The organism is Sphingobium agrisoli, from assembly GCF_041877245.1.
In the GTDB taxonomy this organism is placed as follows: domain Bacteria; phylum Pseudomonadota; class Alphaproteobacteria; order Sphingomonadales; family Sphingomonadaceae; genus Sphingobium.
Window position 1 is genome coordinate 431,678 of the sequence record NZ_JBHDJI010000001.1, and the last position, 21,387, is coordinate 453,064.

Below are 21,387 nucleotides of genomic sequence, written 5' to 3' on the forward strand. Positions count from 1 at the left end.
GGCGGCTCCCACCGGAACCGCCCATATCCTTTTACCTGTAAGTCACCTTCTTCGCCGCCTCGATCACCCGCGCGGCATCGATCAGCGCCGCTTTCTCAAGGTTCGCGGCATAGGGCAGAGGCACGTCCTCGTTGGTGACGCGCAGCACCGGGGCGTCGAGGTCGTCGAAGCCCTTTTCCATGACGACGGCGGCGATTTCCGACGCGATCGAGCAGGTCGGCCAACCTTCCTCGACCACCACGATGCGGTTGGTCTTCTTGAGGCTCTCCAGCACCGTGTCGGTGTCGAGCGGGCGCAGCGTTCGCAGGTCGATGACTTCCGCGTCGATCCCCTCGCCCGCCAGCGTCTCGGCCGCTTCCAGCGCGACGCCGACCCCGATCGAGTAGCTGACCAGCGTCACGTCCTTGCCTTCGCGCACGATCCGCGCCTTGCCGATGGGCAGGACATAATCGTCAAGCTGCGGCACGTCGAAGCTGCGGCCGTAGACGAGTTCGTTTTCCAGGAACACGACCGGGTCTTCGGATCGGATCGCGGCCTTGAGCAGCCCCTTGGCGTCGGCCGCGTCATAAGGCGCGATGACGATGAGGCCGGGGACCGACGCGTACCACGGGCCGTAATTCTGGCTGTGCTGGGCCGCGACCCGGCTCGCCGCGCCATTGGGGCCGCGAAACACGATCGGACAGCGCATCTGGCCGCCCGACATATAATTGGTCTTGGCCGCCGAGTTGATGATGTGGTCGATCGCCTGCATGGCGAAGTTGAACGTCATGAACTCGACGATCGGGCGAAGGCCGCCCATCGCCGCGCCGGTGCCGATGCCGGCAAAGCCATATTCGGTGATCGGCGTGTCGATGACGCGCTTGGCCCCGAATTCGTCCAGCAGGCCCTGCGTAACCTTGTACGCGCCCTGATATTCGGCGACCTCCTCGCCCATGACGAAGATGCGCTGGTCCTTGCGCATCTCCTCCGCCATCGCGTCGCGCAACGCTTCGCGGACGGTGGTCTTCACATAGGCCGTGCCTTCGGGGATGGCGGGATCCTTGACCGACGCCTTGGTCTCGGCGGCGAGCTTTGACGTGCCGCTCTCCGCCTTCTTGGGCGCTTCCGGGGCGGCGGGCGGCGCGCTTTCTTCCGCCTTGGGGGCTGGCGCGGCGTCACTGCCCTCGCCCGCCATTTCGGCGATGACGGTGCCGACCTTCACGCCCTCGGACCCTTCGGGCACCATGATCTTGCCGATCGTGCCTTCGTCCACGGCTTCGAATTCCATCGTCGCCTTGTCGGTCTCGATCTCGGCGAGAATGTCGCCCGACCGCACCTCGTCCCCTTCCTTCACCAGCCATTTGGCCAGCGTGCCCTCTTCCATCGTCGGCGAGAGGGCCGGCATCTTGATTTCGATACCCATCAATATTGCTCCACCAGCACGTCGGTATAGAGTTCAGCCATGTCCGGCTCGGGCGAGGTTTCGGCGAAGTCGGCCGCTTCGGCGACGATCTTGCGGATATCCTGGTCGATCGTCTTGATCTCGTCCTCACTGACGCCGGCGTCGATCAGATATTTCTTGACGCCCTCGATCGGGTCCGACTTGTCGCGCATCGCCTGCACTTCCTCGCGCGAGCGATATTTGGCCGGGTCCGACATGGAATGGCCGCGATAGCGGTAGGTCTTCATTTCCAGCAGGATCGGACCGTTGCCGCCCTGAACCCATTTGAGCGCCTCTTCGGTCGCGCCGCGCACGGCGAGCACGTCCATGCCGTTGACCTGGATGCCGGGGATGCGGAAGCTTTCGCCGCGCCGGTAGAGCTGGTCCTCCGCCGACGATCGGTTGACGCTGGTGCCCATGGCATATTGGTTGTTCTCGATCACGAAGATGATCGGCAGCTTCCACAGCTCGGCCATGTTGAAGCTCTCGTAAACCTGGCCCTGGTTCGCCGCGCCGTCGCCGAAATACGCGACGCACACGCCGCCATCCTCGTTATATTTATGTGCAAAGCCAAGGCCAGCGCCCAGCGACACCTGCGCGCCGACGATGCCGTGGCCGCCATAAAATTTATGCTCGACGCTGAACATGTGCATCGACCCGCCCTTGCCGCGCGAAATGCCGGCTTCGCGGCCGGTCAGTTCGGCCATGATCACCTTGGGATCGATGCCGTATGCGAGCATGTGACCATGGTCGCGATAGCCGGTGATAACGCTGTCCTTGCCGGGATGAAGCGCCGACTGGATGCCGACCGCAACAGCTTCCTGGCCGATATAGAGATGGCAGAAGCCGCCGATGAGGCCGAGGCCGTAAAGCTGCCCCGCTTTTTCCTCGAAGCGGCGGATGAGGACCATCTGCCGATAAAATTCCAGTAATTCTTCCTTGCTCGCCTTGTAATCGCCCGGAGTGTCCGGGCGCGGCCGGTTATGGTCCGCGCCGGCGGCGGGTGCAGCCGCCTCAGCCTTTGCGCGCGTCGGACGCGGCGTTGTGGGTTTCGCCAAGGTTCTTGTCCTTTTGCGTGGGTAGGAAGGAAGGTCGATATAGCGGCAGGGTTGCAGTTATTGCAACCGTACCGACCCCGCAAACCCGCCATTTCCTATGGTGGGAGCCGTAATTTGATGGTGTTGATGCTAGTGCCGATCGAGCCTTCCGGAACGGGTGCATCAAAATTGCGGTGCGGCTTTTCCTGACGACACAAGCTTACGCAATGCGGCGTCAGTCGAGAGGGACGACCACCTCGTCATGATGGACCACGCCCAGCTGCCGCCGAATCAACTCGTCGGCAAGATCGGGATCGACGCGGCGCGGGTCGAGCGCATCGACCCGGTTCTTCAGTTCGGCGCGCGCCTGTTGAACGCGATGCAGCTCGCCCTGGGCCGCGCGCAGTTGGCGTGAATAATCACCCCAGGCCAGCACGCCGTTCGAGCCCAGCACGACATAGCCCGCAAAGAAAAGCAGGAGCAGCAGCGCGATCGCCGGACCGAAGGCCGAGAAGAGCAAGAGGCGAAGTTTAGCGATATGCGCCATCGCCCTGATGAATCACAGGATTCGGCCGGCCGCAAGCGAAAAATCGCGTCTTTGCGGCCAGCCGAATCGTTACGGTGTCAGCGGAAAATCGAGCGCCCCGCATAGACGGCGATGTCGCCAAGCTCTTCCTCGATACGGATGAGCTGGTTATATTTGGCGAGCCGGTCGGACCGGGCGAGCGATCCGGTCTTGATCTGGCCGCAGTTGGTGGCGACGGCGAGGTCCGCGATGGTGGCGTCCTCGGTCTCGCCCGAACGGTGCGACATGACGGCGGTGTAGCGCGATCGGTGCGCCAGATCGACCGCCGCCAGCGTCTCGGTCAGCGTGCCGATCTGGTTCACCTTCACCAGCAGCGAATTGGCCAGCCCCTTGCCGATGCCCATAGCGAGCCGCGCGGGATTGGTGACGAACAGGTCGTCGCCGACCAGTTGCACCGTCCCGCCGATCTTGTCGGTCAGCGCCTTCCACCCCTCGAAATCATCCTCGCTCATGCCGTCCTCGATCGACTTGATCGGGTAGTCGGCGCAGAGCGCGGCAAGATAATCGGCCATTTCGACCGGGGAGAGTGACAGCCCCTCGCCCGAAATCTCGTATTTGCCGTTCTTGAAGAATTCCGTCGCGGCGCAGTCCAGCGCGAGCACGACATCGTCGCCCGGCTTGTATCCCGCCTTCTCGATGCTGGCGAGGATGAAATCGAGCGCGTCGCGGGTCGAAGCGATGTTGGGCGCAAAGCCGCCTTCATCGCCGACCGACGTGGCAAGGCCCTTGTCGTGCAGGCCCTTCTTGAGCGTATGGAAGATTTCGGACCCGATCCGTACGGCGTCGGCGATGCTTTCCGCGCCGACCGGCATGATCATGAATTCCTGGAAGTCGATCGGATTGTCGGCATGTTCGCCGCCGTTGATGATGTTCATCATCGGCACCGGCAGAACATGCGCGGATACGCCGCCGACATAGCGGTAGAGCGGCAGACCGCGCGCATCGGCGGCGGCTTTCGATACAGCGAGCGAGACACCTAAAATGGCGTTCGCGCCCAGCCGCGACTTGTTGTCGGTGCCGTCCAGAGCGATCATCGCCGCGTCGACTTCGGCCTGATCCTCGGCATCGAGGCCGATGATCTGCTCGGCAATCTCGTCATTCACGGCGGCGACGGCCTGAAGCACACCCTTGCCGAGATATTTGTCCTTGTCCCCGTCACGCTTTTCCACCGCCTCATAGGCGCCGGTTGACGCGCCCGACGGCACGGCCGCGCGGCCGAAGCTGCCATCCTCCAGCATGACGTCGACCTCGACCGTGGGGTTGCCCCGGCTGTCGAGAATCTGGCGGGCGTGAATATCGAGAATGGCGGTCATGATCGCTCCCTGGAATATGCCTTCGCGACGGCGGACGCCGGATTTTGCGCGCCCCGCTTAGCCAGCAGCCCTTTGATTGGCAATGCGGGGCTTGCGCGCGGCGGAAAAATGCCGATGCTTCTAAATGTAACGGCAACGGAACACTTGGCCCGCACGAAGCATTGGGGGGGCAAGACCTGCCGGGCGAAAGCCGGCAATGGATTGAAAAGAGGGAGATCAGGACGATGGCCGACACACCCGAAACGCCGCCCGTCAAGCGCGGCAAGAAGCCCGCCGCCGAAAAGCCCGCCAAGGCTACCCCGGTCAAGCGCAGCGCTGCCCCGGCGCCCGTCACCTCCGCTCCGGTCGAGACGGCCACGACCCGCAAGGCGGGAAATGGCGCAGCGGCGCAGGGCTGGACCGCTCAGATCGCACCCATCAAGGAGCAGGCGGAGAAGGCCGCCAAGGCGGCGGCGGACAAGCTGAACACCGTCGATTGGAAGGCCCATATCGATCCGATCAAGGAGCAAGCCGGAAAGACCGCCTTGTCCGCCGCCGGTGTCGCCAAGGAAAAGACGGGCACCGCGATGCAGAGCCTCGCCAAGCTGATCGCCGACACTGCGGGAACCGTCGACGCCAAACTCGGCCCGCAATATGGCGATTATGCGCGGCAGGCGGCGGAATCGGTGGCTGGTGCCGCGAACACGCTGGACGGCAAGGAGGTCGAGGAGCTTTTGACCGAAGCGCGCGATTTTGTCCGCAAGAGCCCGGCTGTGGCGATCGGCGCGGCGGCGGTCGTCGGCTATGTGCTGATGCGGCTTGCCAAAGGATCTGACGACAAGGCCTGACGACCGGCTTTCCCATACCGACGCATGGACCCGCACGGCGGGGCGGAGGGGCAATTGACAGACGAGCCAGCGGAGACGGCAGCGACGCCGCAGACCGACGGGCGATGGGACGGCGCGCCCGATGGCGCCGCCGCACCCGACGAAAGTGTAAAGGGCGCCGTGGCGCGCCTGATCGAGGATGGACGCGCCTATGCGAACGCCGAGATCGACCGGCAGAAACTGCGGGCCGGCATCATCGCAGCCGGGGTCCGCAATGCCGCGATCTTCGGCGGCTTGGCGCTGATATTGGCGTTCGCCAGCATCATCGCGCTGCTGGGCGGGCTGATCCTGACGCTCGCGCAGCATATGGACCCGCTCTGGGCGACGTTGATCGTCGTTGGTGGCGGGTTGTTGATCGTGCTGCTGCTGGGGTTGCTCGCGAAGGGAAGCATCAGCCGGATGATGAAGGCGATCAAACCATGAGGCAGGAGCAGGCCTATCGGGACGCGGTGGTTCGCGCGGACGCCGCCCGTGCGCGATTGCAGGACAGTGCAGAGGCGGCCAAGGCGCGGATTTCCCTGGCGCGACTGAAGCAGGACGCCAAGGACAAGGTCAAGGGTGCGGCCTTGGACGTAGTGGCCAAAGGCGCAGCGCAGGCGCGGGAGCGGCCTTATGCGATCGGCGGGGCGGTGGCCGCGTTCGGCCTTTATCTCGCGCGGCGGCCGCTGCTGAACCTTTTCCGGCGGCTATACGTTCGTTTGGCCGAGACTTCCCCCGAACATTCGGAGACTGACGATGGCTGACATCCGCTCGCAAATCACCCGTGTCCGCGAAGCCGCCAATGACGCGGCGATCAGCGCGACCGATATCATCAAGGACGGCACCGGCAAGGCGCGCGAAAGCGCGAGCGACCTGATCCAGACCGGCCGCAACAAGGCGAGCGAAGCCTATGGCGACGCGCGCGACAAGACCCAGCGGGCCGCCGCCCGCGCAAACCAGATCGTGCAGGAACATCCGATCGCCGCAGTGGCGGGCGCGGTCGCGATCGGCGCGGTCGTCGCCTGGATGTTCCCAAAGAGCCGCCGCGCCATGAAGGCGCTTCCCGCTTTTGCGGCCACGGCCGGGTCCAAGCTGGTCGAAGCGGCGGTCGCGGCGCGATCGGTCGCGGCCGAGGGCGCGGAGAGCGTCAAGCAAGGGGCGAGCAGCGCGATCAACGCCGCCGCCGACACGGCGTCCGGCGCCAAGGACAGCGTGGTCGGCGCGGACCTTCCTGCCAAGGCATCGAAGCTGGCCGATGACGTCGCGTCGCTGGTGGCGGCGAAGGTCGATGCGCTGAGCGATGCGATCAAGGCACGCCTGCCGAAAAATTGAGCGGAAATTTCATGGCGGCCGACCAAAGCTGATAGGGTCGGCCGCCCTGCCCCCTTGGAGACGCGATGCGGCGCTGCTAGTGTCGCCGCTCATCCCAAGGAGAATAGATAGCGCCATGAGCAAAATGCATCTGGTGATGGGCGGTCGCGTCACCAATCCGCAGACGCTGGAATTTCAGGATCTGAGCAAGGTCGACCTGGTCGGCGTCTATCCCGATTATGCCTCCGCCGAAAAGGCGTGGCGTGGTGCGGCGCAACGCACGGTCGACGATGCGGAGATGCGCTATGTCATCGTGCATCTGCACCGGCTGCTGGAGCCGCACCTGCCGGGGGAATGAGGCTCCCTGTCCTAATCGGGAGACAGGGGAGGAATTGGCCGGGTCATGTTCGATGCACCGGCTTCGGCTTCTTGCGGAAGCGCCAGCGCAGCAGCGGACGGGTCAGCGCCAGGCCTGCGAGAAAACCGCCGATATGCGCGGCCACGGCGATCTGCCCAAGGCCACCCCCGCCGCCGGCGGTCGCGATCCCGATCATCAGCTGGATCGCGACCCAGGCCGCCGCCAGCCAGAGCGACCGCACGAGGCTGGCCGAAAGCGGGCCGATCCGGCGCACCTGTTGCTGGCTGTAGAGCAGCGAATAGGTCGCGATGATCGCCGATATCGCCCCGCTTGCGCCCACCATCGGGTTGGTCGATGCCGGATCGACCGCCCATTGGGCAAGACAGGCCGCATAGGCGCCGACGCCGTAGAGGATGAGCGTCCCGCTCCAGCCGAGCACATGCTCCACCTGCCGACCGCAAAACAGCAGCATCAGCATGTTGAAGCCGATATGCATCCACCCGGCATGAAGGAAGGTGCAACTGATCGGCGTCAGCCACACCGGAACGGCAGCCATCCCCTCCAGCAGGTCCGGCTCTCCGAACCGGGCCGGGATGAAGCCGCCCAATATGGCGGCGTCATCGATACGGCCGGAGAGATACAGCAGCAGGAAAATGGCGATGGTGATCGCCGCGACCCCGTCGGTCAGGCGGCCGGAGGGCAGCTTCACGGCGATCAGATGAACTCGATCTTGTCGACCAGGTAGAATTTGTCACCCGACGGGACCGAAACCTCGACCTCGTCACCGACTTCGCGGCCGATCAGCGCACGGCCGAGCGGGCTGTTGTAGGAGATCATGCCGACTTTCGCGTCGGCTTCGGCCTGCCCCACGATCTGGTAGCGGATCGGCTTGTCGTCCTCGTCCAGCAGGGTCACCGTCGCGCCGAACACGATCTTGGTGCCCGAAAGCGTGGTCGGATCGATGATCTGCGCGCGGGAGAGCTTGTCCTCCAGATCGGCGATCGTCGCCTCGACCTGGCCCTGCCGTTCCTTTGCAGCGTGATATTCGGCATTTTCGGAGAGGTCGCCGTGCGCGCGCGCTTCCTCGATCGCGTCCACGATCAGCGGGCGCTCCGCCTTCAGCTCGCGCAACTGGGCGTTGAGCTTCTCATAGCCCGCCTGGAGCATCGGCATCTTCTCGACGGTCGCCATTCCCTAAACTTCCTTCGTCAAAAACGTCCCTTCGGCGGCCCCATGGGTGGAGCCGCCCCGCAGCGTCATTCCTGTGCAGGGGATCAAGCGTGCGACAGGGGATAATAGGACTGGAGCGAGCGCACTTCAAGGGCGTGGCCCCGCAGCGCCTCGATCGCGTCCGCCGCCGCAACGCTGGCCGCCGCAGTCGTGAAGCTCGCAATCTTGGCCCGAAGGGCGGACGTGCGGATGGCCTTGCTGTCCTTCAACGACTGCCAGCCTTCGGTGGTGTTGAAGATCAGCTGCACCTCGCCATCGGTGATCTTGTCCACGATATGCGGGCGACCTTCGGCGACCTTGTTGACACGCTGGACGGCGATCCCCTCCGCCTCCAGGTAGGAGGCTGTGCCGCCCGTGGCGATGATGGTGAAGCCCATGGCCGCGATCTTCTGCACGGCGGGCAACACCACCGGCTTGTCACTGTCCTTGACCGAGACGAACACGGTGCCGCTGGTCGGCAGCATGGTGCCCGCGCCGATCTGCGCCTTGGCGAAGGCGGTGGCAAAATCGCTATCGATTCCCATGACTTCGCCCGTGCTCTTCATTTCGGGTGAGAGAACCGGATCGACGCCGGGGAAGCGACCGAAGGGGAAAACCGCTTCCTTGACCGCGACATGCGCAATCGCGTTGCGGTCGATGGTCGGCAAGTCCTTGAGCTTCTCGCCCGCCATCACGCGGCTCGCGATCTTGGCGATGGGGGTGCCGATCGCCTTGGCGACGAAAGGCACCGTCCGGCTGGCGCGCGGGTTGACCTCGATCAGATAGACCGTCTCGTCCTTGACCGCGAACTGGATGTTCATGAGGCCGCGCACCGAAAGCGCCCGTGCGAGGACATCGGCCTGCCGTTCGATTTCCGCGATGACCTCCGCCGACAGGCTGTAGGGCGGCAGCGAGCAGGCGCTGTCGCCGGAATGGACCCCGGCTTCCTCGATATGCTGGAGCACGCCCGCCACCACGACATCGTCGCCGTCGCACAGAGCGTCCACGTCCACCTCGACCGCGTCGCGCAGATATTGGTCGATGAGGACGGGCGAGTCGCCCGACACCTGGACGGCGGTGGCGATATATTCCTCAAGCTGCGCCTGACCGTCGACGATCTCCATGGCGCGGCCGCCCAGCACATAGGACGGGCGCATAAGCACGGGGTAGCCGATGCGGTTGGCGACCGCGATCGCTTCCTCGCGCGAGCGGGCGATGCCGTTGGCGGGCTGGCGCAGCTTCAGCTTGTCGATCAGCGCGGCGAAGCGCTCGCGGTCCTCGGCCAGGTCGATGGCGTCGGGCGAGGTGCCCAGGATCGGCACGCCCGCATCCTCCAGCGCCTGCGCCAGCTTGAGCGGCGTCTGCCCCCCGAACTGCACCAGAACGCCGGCCAGCGTGCCGCTCGACATCTCGACGCTCAGGATTTCGAGCACGTCCTCGGCCGTCAGCGGCTCGAAATAGAGGCGGTCGGACGTGTCGTAATCGGTCGAGACCGTCTCCGGGTTGCAGTTGACCATGATCGTCTCATAGCCCGCCTCACTGAGCGCAAAGCAGGCGTGGACGCAGCAATAGTCGAACTCGATCCCCTGCCCGATCCGGTTTGGCCCGCCGCCCAGGATCACGACCTTGTTGCGGTCGCTGGGCTGCGCCTCATTTTCCGCCTCGCCGAACAAGGGCGCTTCGTAGGTGGAATACATATAGGGCGTCTTCGCCTCGAACTCGGCGGCACAGGTGTCGATCCGCTTGAAGACCGGGCGGACGCCGAGCTTGTGGCGCAGCGCCCGCACTTCGCCTTCGGTGACGCCGCCGGTCATCGCCTTGACCGCTTCGTGGATCAGGCCCGAGCCGCGCGCAATGCCGCGTTCCATGCCGCGCAGATTGGCGGACTTGAGCGCGATATAGGCAAGGCGCTTGTCGGAAAAGCCCATGGATTTGAGCCGGCGCATCCCGTCCGCATCCTGCGGCAGGCCGTTTTCCAGCACTTCGCCCTCGGCGTCCACAATCTCCTTGAGGCGCTCGAGGAACCAGGGGTCGAACTTCGCGATGCTGTGTATTTCCGCGACGGTCAGACCCTCACGCAGCGCCTGCGCCGCGATCAGCAGGCGGTCGGGCGTCGGCTGGGCGAGCGCGGCGACGATGTCGTCCTTGGGCGCGCCGACCAGATGATCGACGTCGTTGAAGCCGGACAGGCCCGTCTCCAGCCCCCGCAGCGCCTTCTGCATCGATTCATGGATGTTGCGGCCGATCGCCATCACTTCGCCGACCGACTTCATCGCGGTGCCGAGCAGCGGTTCGGCGCCCTTGAACTTCTCGAAGGCGAAGCGCGGGATCTTCGTCACGACATAATCGATCGTCGGCTCGAACGACGCCGGGGTGGCGCCGGTGATGTCATTCTCGATCTCGTCCAGCGTGTAGCCCACCGCCAGCTTCGCCGCGACCTTGGCGATGGGGAAGCCGGTCGCCTTCGACGCCAGCGCCGAGGAGCGCGACACGCGCGGGTTCATCTCGATCACGATCAGGCGGCCGTCCTTCGGATTGACCGCGAACTGCACGTTCGAACCGCCTGTTTCCACGCCGATTTCACGCAGCACCGCAATCGATGCGTTGCGCATGATCTGATATTCCTTGTCGGTCAGCGTCAGCGCCGGCGCGACGGTGATGCTATCGCCCGTATGGACGCCCATCGGATCGACATTCTCGATCGAACAGATGATGATGCAATTGTCGTTGCGATCCCGCACGACCTCCATCTCATATTCTTTCCAGCCGAGGAGCGATTCCTCGATCAGGACTTCGGTGGTGGGCGATGCGTCGAGCCCGCCGCGCACGATCGTCACGAACTCGTCGCGGTTGTACGCGATGCCGCCGCCGGTGCCGCCCATGGTGAAACTGGGGCGGATGATCGCGGGAAGCCCCGTGAACTCCAGAGCCTCCAGCGCCTCCTCCATCGTGTGGGCGATGCGCGAGCGGGCGGATTCCAGGCCGATCTTGTCCATGGCGTCGCGGAACTTGATCCGGTCCTCCGCCTTGTCGATGGCTTCGGCGTCGGCACCGATCATCTGGACGCCATATTTGGCGAGCGTCCCGTCGTTGAACAGCGCGAGCGCGGTGTTGAGCGCCGTCTGCCCGCCCATCGTCGGCAGCACCGCGTCCGGCCGTTCCTTCTCGATGATCTTCGCCACGATTTCGGGCGTGATCGGCTCGACATAGGTCGCGTCGGCAAATTCCGGGTCGGTCATGATCGTGGCCGGGTTGGAATTGACCAGGATGATGCGATAGCCCTCTTCCTTGAGCGCCTTCACCGCCTGCGTGCCCGAATAGTCGAACTCGCACGCCTGGCCGATGATGATCGGCCCCGCGCCGATGATGAGGATGGAGGAGATGTCGGTGCGTTTGGGCATGTTTATTTACTCTTTCACCCACGTTGAAAACAAGCGCAATGCAGGCTTCAAATTCTTGAGATCAAAGCGCGCGACGTCCTTATGATCGCCGCACACAAATGCAATTTGATTTATCCAAGTATGAAAGTCTTCGAGAATGCGCTGCTCAGTCTTGCTATGGCTTTCTAGCCATTTTTTGACACTAACCTCATAAGCCATCTTAAATTCATCGTTTTCCCGCGCACAGGATTTAGCCTCAGCCGAAACCCAAATTGGTCCGCCCTCATTCCATCGTACAGACAGATTGATGTCGGCTTGCTGTTGCTGAATGCTAACAGAAGCATCGCCGCCAATCCCTGAAACGCTGGAGATGCCAGAAACCTGCCATGCTCCAAAATTTTTGCTCCAAGGTATGGAAGCGCTCAATGGGGATGACGCTAGAAGAAGGCCAACTCCAAGTCCAATGGCCCAACCTTTGCTCACCGCAACCCCTCCACGAACCGTTTGAACAGGTAGAAGCTGTCCTGCGGCCCCGGCGAGGCTTCGGGGTGGTATTGGACCGAGAAGGCGTTCTTGTCGGTCAGTTCGATGCCGCAATTGCTGCCGTCGAAGAGCGAGACATGGGTCGCGCGCACATTGTCGGGCAGCGTGTCGGCATCGACGGCGAAGCCGTGGTTCATGCTGGTGATTTCGACGAGGCCGTCCGACAGGCGCTTGACCGGATGGTTCGCGCCCCTGTGGCCCTGATGCATCTTGATCGTCTTTGCGCCCACGGCAAGGCCCAGCAGCTGGTGGCCGAGGCAAATGCCGAACACGGGCACATTCTCGGTCAGCAGCGCCGCGATCACCGGGACGGCGTACGCGCCGGTCGCGGCAGGATCGCCGGGGCCGTTGGAAAGGAACACGCCGTCGGGCTTCTGCTCCATCACCTGTTCATAGGTGGCTGTCGCGGGCAGTACGGTGACGCGCGCGCCGGCCTTCACCAGGTTGCGGAAGATATTGTTCTTCGCGCCATAGTCGATCGCGACGACATGGGGCCTGTCGTCGGTCGCTTCGCCCGCGCCATAGCCAAAGCCCAGCCGCCAGACGCCGTCCTTCCACAGGCGGCTTTCCTTGCCGGTGACTTCGATGGCGAGGTCCATGCCTTCCAGCCCCGGCCAGCCTGCCGCCTTGGCCGCGAGCGCCTCCAGGTCGAACTTGCCCTCGGGATCGTGCGCGATGACGACATTGGGTGCGCCCTTGACCCGGATCAGGCGCGTCAGCGCCCGCGTGTCCACGCCCGCGACGCCGATGCGGCCATTCTCGCGCATCCACTGATCGAAAGGCTCGACGTTGCGGAAATTGCTGGGCGCGGTCACGTCCTGCCGCACGATGCAGCCGAGTGCGTAAGGATTATCGGCCTCGACATCGTCCAGGTTGGTGCCGACATTGCCGATATGGGGGAAGGTGAAGTTGATGATCTGCCCGGCATAGCTGGGATCGGTCATGATCTCCTGATAGCCGGTGATGGACGTGTTGAAGCAGAGTTCGCCCACCGCCTCGCCCACGGCGCCAAAGCCCCGGCCGAACACCGCGCTGCCATCGGCGAAAACCACGACCCCTGTCGCTCCTTTGGGCACGGTAAGGGTCTTGGCGTCAGCCATGGTCTGCGGTCCTTCTTATGCTTTTGCTAAAAGCCCGTCTGAAGCGGGTTAAACGGCCGGTCAGGTAGGCGTGTGGTCCTACAAGGTCAACGTCTGTTAAAAATCTCTTTTGCCGCTATATCTGCTTCTTTCCCGCAAAGACAGGATTCGATCGCTCATGATTCGCGACGCTATCAAAAGCGCCCAGGTCACCGCCATGAAGGCCGGCGACAAGGATCGGCTGGCCGCCGTGCGCCTGATCCTCGCCAAGCTGAAGGACCGGGACATCGAATTGCGCGTGGCGTCCAATGTGCCGGACGACGATGTGGTGGTCGTCGACGTGCTTCAGAAGATGGCGAAGCAGCGCCGCGAATCGATCGACATGTTCAAGAGCGGCGGGCGCGACGAGCTGGCCGCCAGGGAGCAGGCCGAACTGGACGTGATCGAAGGCTTCCTCCCCGCGCAGATGAGCGAGGAGGAGACGAAGGCCGCGATCGAGGGCATCAAGGCCGAGGTCGGCGCGAGCAGCGTCAAGGATATGGGCAAGGTCATGGCAGTGCTGAAGGAACGCCACGGCAGCGTCATCGACATGAGCAAGGCGAGCGGGCTCGTGAAGGCGGCGCTGGGGTAAGGCTTCTCCCCTCCCGCTTGCGGGAGGGGTCGGGGGAGGGCATGTTCAGGTTTGATGGATAAAGGCTATGCCCGCCCCACCATGAAAGCGCGCGCGCTGCGCAGTAATGCGACGGACGCCGAACGCGCTCTATGGCGGGCGATCAGTGCCCGAAAAATAGGCGGTGTTCGATTTAACCGGCAGGTGCCGATCGGCCCTTTCATCTGCGACTTTGTCGCCCGGTCCATCAAACTGGCGATCGAAGTGGATGGTGGACAGCATAGCGATGAAGTCGACGCCGAGCGAACAAGATATATCGAGGCTCAGGGATTTCGCGTCATCCGATTTTGGAACAACGATGTGTTGGGCAATTTAGATGGCGTCGTCGCGCAGATTGTCGGCGTGATCGCTGACATGCCCTCCCCCCACCCCTCCCGCAAGCGGGAGGGGAGTTTTCTTCGTGATCAGACATGAGCCTCACCCCGCAATGGCTGGACGAACTGCGCGCGCGCACATTGCTGTCGACGCTGATCGGGCGGTCGGTGAAGGTGCAGAAAGCCGGGCGCGAATATAAGGCGTGCTGCCCCTTCCACAACGAGAAGACGCCCAGCTTCACGATCAACGACGAAAAGGGCTTCTACCATTGCTTCGGATGCGGCGCGCATGGCGATGCGATCCGCTGGATGACCGAGCATCGCGGCCTGCCGTTCATGGACGCCGTCAAGGAGTTGGCGGCGACCGCCGGCATGGACGTGCCGGCGCCCGATCCGCGCGCGGCGAAGCGGGCCGAGCAGGCAAAGGGGCTGCAAGACGCCATGGCGGCGGCGCAGGGCTTCTTCGAGGCGCAGCTTGCCGGGATCGACGGGGGCGAGGCGCGGGCCTATCTGGCGAAGCGCAGGATCAGCGAGGCAACCCGGCGCGCTTTCGGCTTTGGTTATGCGCCTGACTCGCGCGGCAAGCTCAAAATCGCGCTCGGCGAATTTGGCGAGCCGATGCTGGTCGAAGCCGGGCTGCTGATCGACCCGGATGGCGCCGAACCGGATGGCGGTAAAAGCAAAAGGCGCGACACGTACGACCGCTTCCGGGGCCGCCTCATGCTCCCGATCCGCGACATCCGCGGGCGCGTCATCGCCTTTGGCGGGCGCATCCTGGGGTCGGGCGAACCCAAATATCTGAATTCGCCGGACACGCCGCTCTTCGACAAGGGGCGTACACTCTACAATATCGACAAGGCGTCGCCCGCCAGCCGCCAGACCGGGCGCATGATCGTGGTCGAAGGCTATATGGACGTGATCGCGCTGGCGCAGGCGGGCTTCGCCGATGCTGTGGCCCCGCTCGGCACGGCGCTGACCGAACATCAGATCGAACGCCTGTGGAAGATGGTCGAGGTGCCGATCCTCTGCTTCGATGGCGACGGCGCGGGGCAGAAGGCCGCAATTCGCGCCGCGACTCGGGCGCTTCCCTTGTTACAGCCAGGCTTTAGCCTCTGTTTCGCCACGCTGCCCGCCGGGCAAGACCCGGACGACCTCATTCGGGAGAAGGGCGCAGCGGCGATGGAGAGCGTGCTTGGCGCGGCGCAATCGCTGATCGACCGGCTCTGGAGCCATGAGGTCGCCGCCGCGCCGCTCGACACGCCCGAGCAGAAGGCTGCGCTCAAGCAGCGGCTCCGTGCCCTGTCGGATTCGATCCAGCATCCCGACGTGCGCGCCCACTATGCCCATGAATTTCGGGAACGCTATGACGCGCTCTTCTTTGCGCGACGCGATACGGCGCCCGCGCGGCGCGGCGACGTCGGCGCGGGCCAGCGCTGGCAGCGCGACAAACGCGGCAACTGGAAGCCGCCCATCCCGCCTGCCGGAACCGAAGCCCGCGCGATCGGGCAGAGCGGGATGGAACAACGGTTGCTGCGCGCCACGCTCGCCAGCCTGCTGCGCCATCCCGAGCAGATCGCGCCCCATCGCGAGATGCTGGCGGGGCTCACTATCGCCGATCCGGTGCTGGCGGACCTGCTGGCCGCGATGATCCGTTGCTCCTTCCACAAAGAAACAGTTGAAACGCAGGCCCTCCTTACCATATTGGGCGAAGGTGAAGTGTATAATAGGGCCAAGGGGATGCTCCGGGCCGACACGTTCACACTCACCCCACACAGGATGACCGCCGATTCGGATCGCGTCGCGCGCGATCTGGAGGAGGCTATTCGGGTGATGGCGCAGGGGCCGGAGCTGGACATGGCGCTGTTGGAGGCGACGAAGCGGTTCGAGAGCGACTTCAGCGAGGAGAATTTCGCCGAACAACAACGCATCCGGGCGTTGAAGGCGGATCACGATCGCCGGCTGGCGGAACTGGCACAGCCCGCAGAGAATATATGACATGGCACCGCCCCGACATGGGGCGGCGGATTTAAGGCGAATAGATGGCGACCAAGGCGAACAGCAAGAGTAACGGCGCGGGCGATGGGGAGGATGGCGGCGACGCCCCCCTGCTCGACCTCAACGAAGCGTCGGTCAAGAAGCTGATCGCGCGCGCGAAGAAGCGCGGTTATCTGACCTATGACGAATTGAACGACGCCCTGCCGCAGGATCAGATGTCCACCGACCAGATCGAGGACATCATGGCCGCGCTCAACGAGATGGGCGTCAACATCGTCGAGAATGAGGAAGCTAGCGAAGACGGCGAGGACCAGCGCGAGCGGGAAGAAGCCGACGACGCCGAGGATGATTCCGGCGATGAGGACGGCGGTCCCAAGCTGGTCACCGAAAAGAAGAAGGAAACGGTCGATCGCACCGACGATCCCGTCCGCATGTATCTGCGCGAAATGGGCGCGGTGGAGCTGCTCAGCCGCGAGGGCGAGATCGCCATCGCCAAGCGGATCGAGGCGGGTCGCGACACGATGATTCTGGGGCTGTGCGAAAGCCCGACCACGTTCAACGCGATCATCGAATGGTCGACCGCGCTCAACAATGGCGAGATGCAGTTGCGCGAGATCCTCGACCTCGACGCGATGCTGTCGAAGGACCCTGCCCCGGAAAGCCTGGAGGAAGGCGCCGAGGATGACGATGGCGAGATCAGCGAAAAGACCGCCGGCCCCAGCTTCAAGGAAGAGGAGGAGCCCGAGGAGGAACCTGCCGACACCGACGAGGACGAGGACGGGCTGACCGAGCGCCGCGCTCGCCGGACGGAAGAGGATGACGAGGAGGACAACACCCTCTCCCTCGCCCAGATGGAAGAGACGCTCAAGCCGATGGCGCTGGAGAAGTTCGCGACCATCACCGAGATTTTCCGCAGCTTTTCCAAGGCGCAGGAAGCCCGCATCACTGCGATGGCGAATGGCGACACGCTGGGACAGAAGGCCGAGGACGATTATCAGGCGCTGCGTGAGAGCCTGACCGCCGAGGTCGAGAGCGTCCAGTTCCATCAGCAGAAGATCGAATATCTGGTCGATCAGCTTTATGCCTATAATCGGCGCCTGACCGCGCTGGGCGGGCAGATGCTGCGCCTGGCCGAACGGCACAAGGTCAGCCGCAAGGATTTCCTGGATCGTTATGTCAACCATGAGCTTGACGATGGCTGGCTCGACAAGGTGCAGGGGCTCGACAAGAAATGGGCCGCCTTTGCCGCTGCCGAAGGGCGCGCGGTCGATCGCATCCGCAACGAGGTGAGCGAGATCGCGCAGGCGACCGGCATGTCGCTCAGCGAGTTCCGCCGCATCGTCAACATGGTGCAGAAGGGCGAGCGCGAGGCCCGGATCGCAAAGAAGGAAATGGTGGAGGCGAACCTGCGCCTCGTCATCTCCATCGCGAAAAAATATACGAACCGCGGCCTTCAGTTCCTCGATCTTATTCAGGAAGGCAATATCGGCCTGATGAAGGCGGTGGACAAGTTCGAATATCGGCGCGGATACAAGTTCAGCACCTATGCCACATGGTGGATCAGGCAGGCGATCACCCGCTCGATCGCGGACCAGGCGCGGACCATCCGCATCCCGGTCCACATGATCGAAACGATCAACAAGCTGGTCCGCACCAGCCGCCAGTTCCTGCACGAGCAGGGCCGTGAGCCCACGCCAGAGGAAATGGCCGAGCGCCTCTCCATGCCTCTGGAGAAGGTCCGCAAGGTGATGAAGATCGCCAAGGAGCCGATATCCCTCGAAACGCCGATCGGCGACGAGGAGGACAGCCACCTGGGCGATTTCATCGAGGACAAGAACGCGATCATCCCGGTCGACGCCGCGATCCAGGCGAACCTCAAGGAAACGGTCACCCGCGTCCTCGCCAGCCTCACCCCGCGCGAGGAGCGCGTGCTGCGCATGCGTTTCGGCATCGGCATGAACACCGACCATACTCTGGAGGAAGTGGGGCAGCAGTTCAGCGTGACCCGCGAACGCATCCGCCAGATCGAGGCGAAGGCGCTGCGCAAGCTCAAGCACCCCAGCCGGTCACGGAAGATGCGCTCTTTCCTCGACCAGTGAGGGCGCGCGATGGGGGCCATCGGATCGGCCCGCATCCATCATCGAAATACCCTACGGCGTGTCGGTGACACGCCGTAGCGGTGCCGCACATTACGCTCGACGACGATCCGCCAGACCCGGCGCTGCTGACAACCCATGACAAAAAAGGGCCGCCAGTCTCCCGGCAGCCCTTCTTGCAACGATATCGCCGCGCCTGTCACATATGGATGGGCTTGCCCGTCACCGCCATCGCCGCTTCCTTGATCGCCTCGCTGTGGGTCGGGTGCGCGTGGCAGGTATAGGCGATGTCCTCGCTCGACGCGCCGAATTCCATCGCCTGCGCCGCCTGAGCGATCATCGTGCCGGCGGGCGTCGCGATGATCCACACGCCCAGCACCTTGTCGGTCTCGGCGTCGGCGATGATCTTCACAAAGCCTTCGGGCTCATGGTTGGTCTTGGCGCGGCTGTTCGCCATCATCGGGAATTTGCCGACCTTGACCGCGCCCTTTTCCTTGGCCGCTTCCTCGGTGAGGCCGACGCCCGCGATTTCGGGCTTGGTGTAAACGACCGACGGGATCACATCATGGTTCACGATGCCGGTCAGGCCCGCGATATTCTCCGCGACGGCGATGCCCTCGTCCTCGGCCTTGTGCGCCAGCATCGGGCCGGGCACCACATCGCCGATCGCCCAGACGCCCGGAACCTTGGTGGCGAAGTCGTGATCGATCTCGATCTGGCCGCGCTGGTTCACTTCCAGCCCGATCTTGTCGAGACCAAGCCCCTCGGTGTTGGGACGCCGCCCGATCGACACCAGCACCACGTCGGCCTCGATCGTCTCGGCCGCGCCGCCAGCGGCGGGCTCGACGGTCAGCGTAACGCCCTCACCCACGACCTGCGCGCTCGTGACCTTGGTGCCCAGCTTATATTCGAAGCCCTGCTTCTTGAAGATCTTGTTGGCTTCCTTGCGGACCTCGCCGTCCATGCCGGGCAGGATCTGGTCGAGATATTCGACCACCGTAACCTTCGCACCCAGCCGCCGCCACACGCTGCCCAGTTCGAGGCCGATCACGCCGCCGCCCACGACGACGAGATGGCCGGGCACCTTGTCCAGCTCCAGCGCGCCGGTCGAATCAACGATTTTGCCGCCGGCATTGTCGACCGCGACGCCGGGGAGCGGCGCAACCGACGAACCGGTCGCGATGACGATATTCTTCGCCGTCACCTTCTCGCCCGCCACCTCGACGGTGTTGGCGCCGGTGAAGGTCGCCAGCCCCTTCAGCCACGTCACCTTGTTCTTCTTGAACAGGAACTCGATGCCGCCCGTCAGGCCCTTCACCGCATCGACCCGCTGACCCTGCATGGTGGACAGGTCCAGGCTCATCGCATCGATCTTGACGCCCAGCTTCGCGAGCGTGCCGTTGGCGGCCTCGTCATAGAGTTCCGACGCGTGCAGCATCGCCTTGGACGGGATGCACCCCACATTGAGGCAAGTGCCGCCCAGCGTCTCACGGCTTTCGGCGCACGCGGTCCTGAGGCCCAGCTGCGCCGCCCGGATCGCGGCGACATAGCCACCGGGACCAGCGCCGATCACAAGGACGTCATAGTCGAAGTCTGCCATCTTTCACCTCATTCTCGTGTTCCTGCGAAAGCAGGAACCCAGGGCGTCGTCAGAACACAGTCTCGAACAAATCCAGCCAGCGCGGATTTTGCCGTTCGATCAACTCGATCTTCCAGGCGCGTTTCCATTTCTTCATCCGCAGTTCGCGCTGTCTTGCTTCCTGCAGGTCGTCATGTGCTTCGAACCACACCAACATGGTGCAGCCATGCTCTTTCGTAAACCCATCGACCAACCCGTTGCGGTGCTGATAGGCTCGCGCAGCCAGGTTACTCGTCACACCCAGATATAGAGTGCCGTTGCGCCTGTTCGCCATAAGACAGACATAGCCGGCTTTCGTTGCATGTCTCCAGCCTGGGCTCCGACTTTCGCAGGAGCACTAGCGCCTCACAAATCGATCAACAGCCGCGTCGGATCTTCGATCGCGTTCTTCACCGCCACCAGGAAGGTCACCGCCTCGCGTCCATCGATCAGGCGGTGGTCGTAGCTGAGCGCCAGATACATCATCGGCCGCACCACGACCTGCCCGTTGCGGACGACCGGGCGGTCCTCGATGCGGTGGAGCCCCAGAACCGCCGACTGCGGCGGGTTGATGATGGGCGTGGACATCAGCGATCCGAACACGCCGCCGTTGGAGATGGTGAAGGTGCCGCCCTTCATATCCTCCATCGTCAGCTTGCCTTCCTTCGCCTTCTTGCCGAACTCACCGATCGTCTTCTCGATCGTGGCGACGCTCATGCTTTCGGCATTGCGGATGACGGGGACGACGAGGCCGGTGGGCGCGGACACCGCGACCGAAATGTCGGCGAAATCGTTATAGACGATCTCGTCGCCCTCGATCTGCGCGTTGACGCCCGGAATGTCCTTGAGCGCCATGCACACGGCCTTCGTGAAGAAGCCCATGAAGCCCAGGCGCACGCCATGCTTCTTCTCGAACAGATCCTTGTACTTGGCCCGCGCCTCGATGACGGCGGTCATGTCGACATCGTTGAAGGTGGTGAGCAGCGCGGCGTTGTTCTGCGCTTCCTTGAGGCGCTTGGCGACCGTCTGACGCAGGCGCGTCATCTTGACCCGCTCCTGCGCGCGCGACGGACCCGACGACGGCGCGGCGGCGGGCGCGGCGGCGGCGGGGGCCGAAGCCGCGGCCTTGGCGGTGCCGGCGGCGGCGGCGGTCATCACATCGTCCTTGGTCAGGCGGCCGTCCTTGCCGGTGCCCTTGATCTTGCTCGGGTCTAGGCCATGCTCCAGCACCAGGCGGCGGACCGCCGGCGACAGGGTCAGGCTGCCGCCCTCGCCCTCTTCCTCGGCGGCGGGGGCCGGGGCCGAAGCGGCGGGCGCGGGCGCAGCGGCCTCTGCTTTCGCAGCCGGCGCGGGCGAAGCCCCGGCGGACGCGCCCTCGTTCACATAGCCGAGCAGGGCGCCGACCTCGACGGTGTCGCCTTCCTTCGCGACGATGTCGCCCATGACGCCGGCGGCGGGCGCGGGCACGTCGACCGCGACCTTGTCGGTTTCAAGGCTGACGATCGGCTCGTCGGCCTTCACCGCCTCGCCCGGCTTCTTGAGCCACTGGCCCACGGTTGCTTCGGTAACGGATTCGCCCAGCGTGGGGACTTTGACTTCGGTAGCCATGAGCT

The 21,387-nt window shown here is 64.0% G+C and carries 21 protein-coding genes; 9 read left to right on the top strand and 12 right to left on the bottom strand.

Annotated elements, in window-relative coordinates:
• Positions 1–31: 31 nt before the first annotated feature.
• The 4 genes from ACETPF_RS02045 to eno all read right to left on the bottom strand — a co-directional run bounded on the left by ACETPF_RS02045 (position 32) and on the right by eno (position 4,356).
• Positions 32–1,402: a pyruvate dehydrogenase complex E1 component subunit beta gene (locus ACETPF_RS02045; protein WP_373932598.1), complete on the bottom strand. Its 1,371-nt coding sequence runs from the start codon at positions 1,400–1,402 to the stop codon at positions 32–34.
• Positions 1,402–2,478, bottom strand: a complete 1,077-nt coding sequence (gene pdhA, locus ACETPF_RS02050) for a pyruvate dehydrogenase (acetyl-transferring) E1 component subunit alpha (RefSeq protein ID WP_373932599.1) — start codon at positions 2,476–2,478, stop codon at positions 1,402–1,404. The genes ACETPF_RS02045 and pdhA overlap by 1 nt, the downstream gene beginning before the upstream one ends.
• 214 nt (positions 2,479–2,692) lie before the next feature.
• Positions 2,693–3,004, bottom strand: coding sequence for an FtsB family cell division protein (locus ACETPF_RS02055; protein WP_373932600.1), 312 nt, complete (start codon positions 3,002–3,004; stop codon positions 2,693–2,695).
• A 77-nt stretch (positions 3,005–3,081) separates the two neighbouring features.
• Positions 3,082–4,356 (bottom strand): phosphopyruvate hydratase, encoded by a 1,275-nt coding sequence (gene eno / locus ACETPF_RS02060; protein WP_373932601.1) that lies wholly within the window; start codon positions 4,354–4,356, stop codon positions 3,082–3,084.
• Between the two features lie 224 nt (positions 4,357–4,580).
• Here eno and ACETPF_RS02065 point away from each other — a divergent pair, with 224 nt between their 5' ends.
• The 5 genes from ACETPF_RS02065 (at position 4,581) to ACETPF_RS02085 (ending at position 6,870) form a co-directional block, all read left to right on the top strand.
• On the top strand, positions 4,581–5,183 hold the full coding sequence (locus ACETPF_RS02065; protein ID WP_373932602.1) for a hypothetical protein: 603 nt from the start codon (positions 4,581–4,583) through the stop codon (positions 5,181–5,183).
• A 54-nt stretch (positions 5,184–5,237) separates the two neighbouring features.
• Positions 5,238–5,645, top strand: a complete 408-nt coding sequence (locus ACETPF_RS02070) for a phage holin family protein (protein ID WP_373932603.1) — start codon at positions 5,238–5,240, stop codon at positions 5,643–5,645.
• Positions 5,642–5,965 (top strand): hypothetical protein, encoded by a 324-nt coding sequence (locus ACETPF_RS02075; protein WP_373932604.1) that lies wholly within the window; start codon positions 5,642–5,644, stop codon positions 5,963–5,965. Before ACETPF_RS02070 ends, ACETPF_RS02075 begins: the two co-directional genes overlap by 4 nt.
• A complete protein-coding gene (locus ACETPF_RS02080; RefSeq protein WP_373932605.1) occupies positions 5,958–6,533 on the top strand; it encodes a hypothetical protein in 576 nt (191 codons plus the stop codon). The genes ACETPF_RS02075 and ACETPF_RS02080 overlap by 8 nt, the downstream gene beginning before the upstream one ends.
• Positions 6,534–6,648: 115 nt before the next feature.
• Complete coding sequence (locus ACETPF_RS02085; protein WP_373932606.1) at positions 6,649–6,870, top strand: DUF4170 domain-containing protein; 222 nt, start codon at positions 6,649–6,651, stop codon at positions 6,868–6,870.
• A 43-nt stretch (positions 6,871–6,913) separates the two neighbouring features.
• Here ACETPF_RS02085 and ACETPF_RS02090 read toward each other — a convergent pair whose 3' ends face one another.
• The 5 genes from ACETPF_RS02090 to carA all read right to left on the bottom strand — a co-directional run bounded on the left by ACETPF_RS02090 (position 6,914) and on the right by carA (position 13,102).
• A complete protein-coding gene (locus tag ACETPF_RS02090) occupies positions 6,914–7,579 on the bottom strand; it encodes a rhomboid family intramembrane serine protease (protein ID WP_373932607.1) in 666 nt (221 codons plus the stop codon).
• Positions 7,580–7,584: 5 nt separating this feature from the next.
• Positions 7,585–8,061, bottom strand: coding sequence for a transcription elongation factor GreA (greA, locus tag ACETPF_RS02095; RefSeq protein WP_373932608.1), 477 nt, complete (start codon positions 8,059–8,061; stop codon positions 7,585–7,587).
• Positions 8,062–8,144: 83 nt separating this feature from the next.
• Entirely contained in the window at positions 8,145–11,480 is a 3,336-nt protein-coding gene (gene carB / locus ACETPF_RS02100) for a carbamoyl-phosphate synthase large subunit (RefSeq protein ID WP_373932609.1), read from the bottom strand.
• A gap of 6 nt (positions 11,481–11,486) precedes the next feature.
• Positions 11,487–11,885, bottom strand: coding sequence for a hypothetical protein (locus ACETPF_RS02105; RefSeq protein WP_373932610.1), 399 nt, complete (start codon positions 11,883–11,885; stop codon positions 11,487–11,489).
• Positions 11,886–11,938: 53 nt separating this feature from the next.
• Entirely contained in the window at positions 11,939–13,102 is a 1,164-nt protein-coding gene (gene carA, locus ACETPF_RS02110) for a glutamine-hydrolyzing carbamoyl-phosphate synthase small subunit (RefSeq protein ID WP_373932611.1), read from the bottom strand.
• A gap of 157 nt (positions 13,103–13,259) precedes the next feature.
• On the opposite strand from carA, the gene ACETPF_RS02115 reads away from it, so the two are divergent.
• From ACETPF_RS02115 to rpoD, 4 genes are read left to right on the top strand one after another with little or no spacing between them, the layout of a single operon-like run.
• The gene (locus ACETPF_RS02115; protein ID WP_373932612.1) at positions 13,260–13,712 is read left to right on the top strand and encodes a GatB/YqeY domain-containing protein; all 453 of its coding nucleotides are present in this window, start codon (positions 13,260–13,262) and stop codon (positions 13,710–13,712) included.
• Positions 13,713–13,766: 54 nt separating this feature from the next.
• Positions 13,767–14,165: an endonuclease domain-containing protein gene (locus ACETPF_RS02120; RefSeq protein ID WP_373932613.1), complete on the top strand. Its 399-nt coding sequence runs from the start codon at positions 13,767–13,769 to the stop codon at positions 14,163–14,165.
• Complete coding sequence (gene dnaG, locus ACETPF_RS02125) at positions 14,162–16,060, top strand: DNA primase (protein ID WP_373932614.1); 1,899 nt, start codon at positions 14,162–14,164, stop codon at positions 16,058–16,060. The genes ACETPF_RS02120 and dnaG overlap by 4 nt, the downstream gene beginning before the upstream one ends.
• Before the next feature lie 44 nt (positions 16,061–16,104).
• Positions 16,105–18,159, top strand: coding sequence for an RNA polymerase sigma factor RpoD (gene rpoD, locus ACETPF_RS02130; RefSeq protein WP_373932615.1), 2,055 nt, complete (start codon positions 16,105–16,107; stop codon positions 18,157–18,159).
• Positions 18,160–18,355: 196 nt separating this feature from the next.
• Here rpoD and lpdA read toward each other — a convergent pair whose 3' ends face one another.
• The 3 genes from lpdA to odhB all read right to left on the bottom strand — a co-directional run bounded on the left by lpdA (position 18,356) and on the right by odhB (position 21,382).
• Positions 18,356–19,756: a dihydrolipoyl dehydrogenase gene (gene lpdA, locus ACETPF_RS02135; protein WP_373932616.1), complete on the bottom strand. Its 1,401-nt coding sequence runs from the start codon at positions 19,754–19,756 to the stop codon at positions 18,356–18,358.
• 49 nt (positions 19,757–19,805) lie between these two features.
• The gene (locus ACETPF_RS02140; RefSeq protein WP_373932617.1) at positions 19,806–20,069 is read right to left on the bottom strand and encodes a GIY-YIG nuclease family protein; all 264 of its coding nucleotides are present in this window, start codon (positions 20,067–20,069) and stop codon (positions 19,806–19,808) included.
• 71 nt (positions 20,070–20,140) lie between these two features.
• A complete protein-coding gene (odhB, locus tag ACETPF_RS02145) occupies positions 20,141–21,382 on the bottom strand; it encodes a 2-oxoglutarate dehydrogenase complex dihydrolipoyllysine-residue succinyltransferase (RefSeq protein ID WP_373932618.1) in 1,242 nt (413 codons plus the stop codon).
• Between the last annotated feature and the right edge of the window lie 5 nt (positions 21,383–21,387).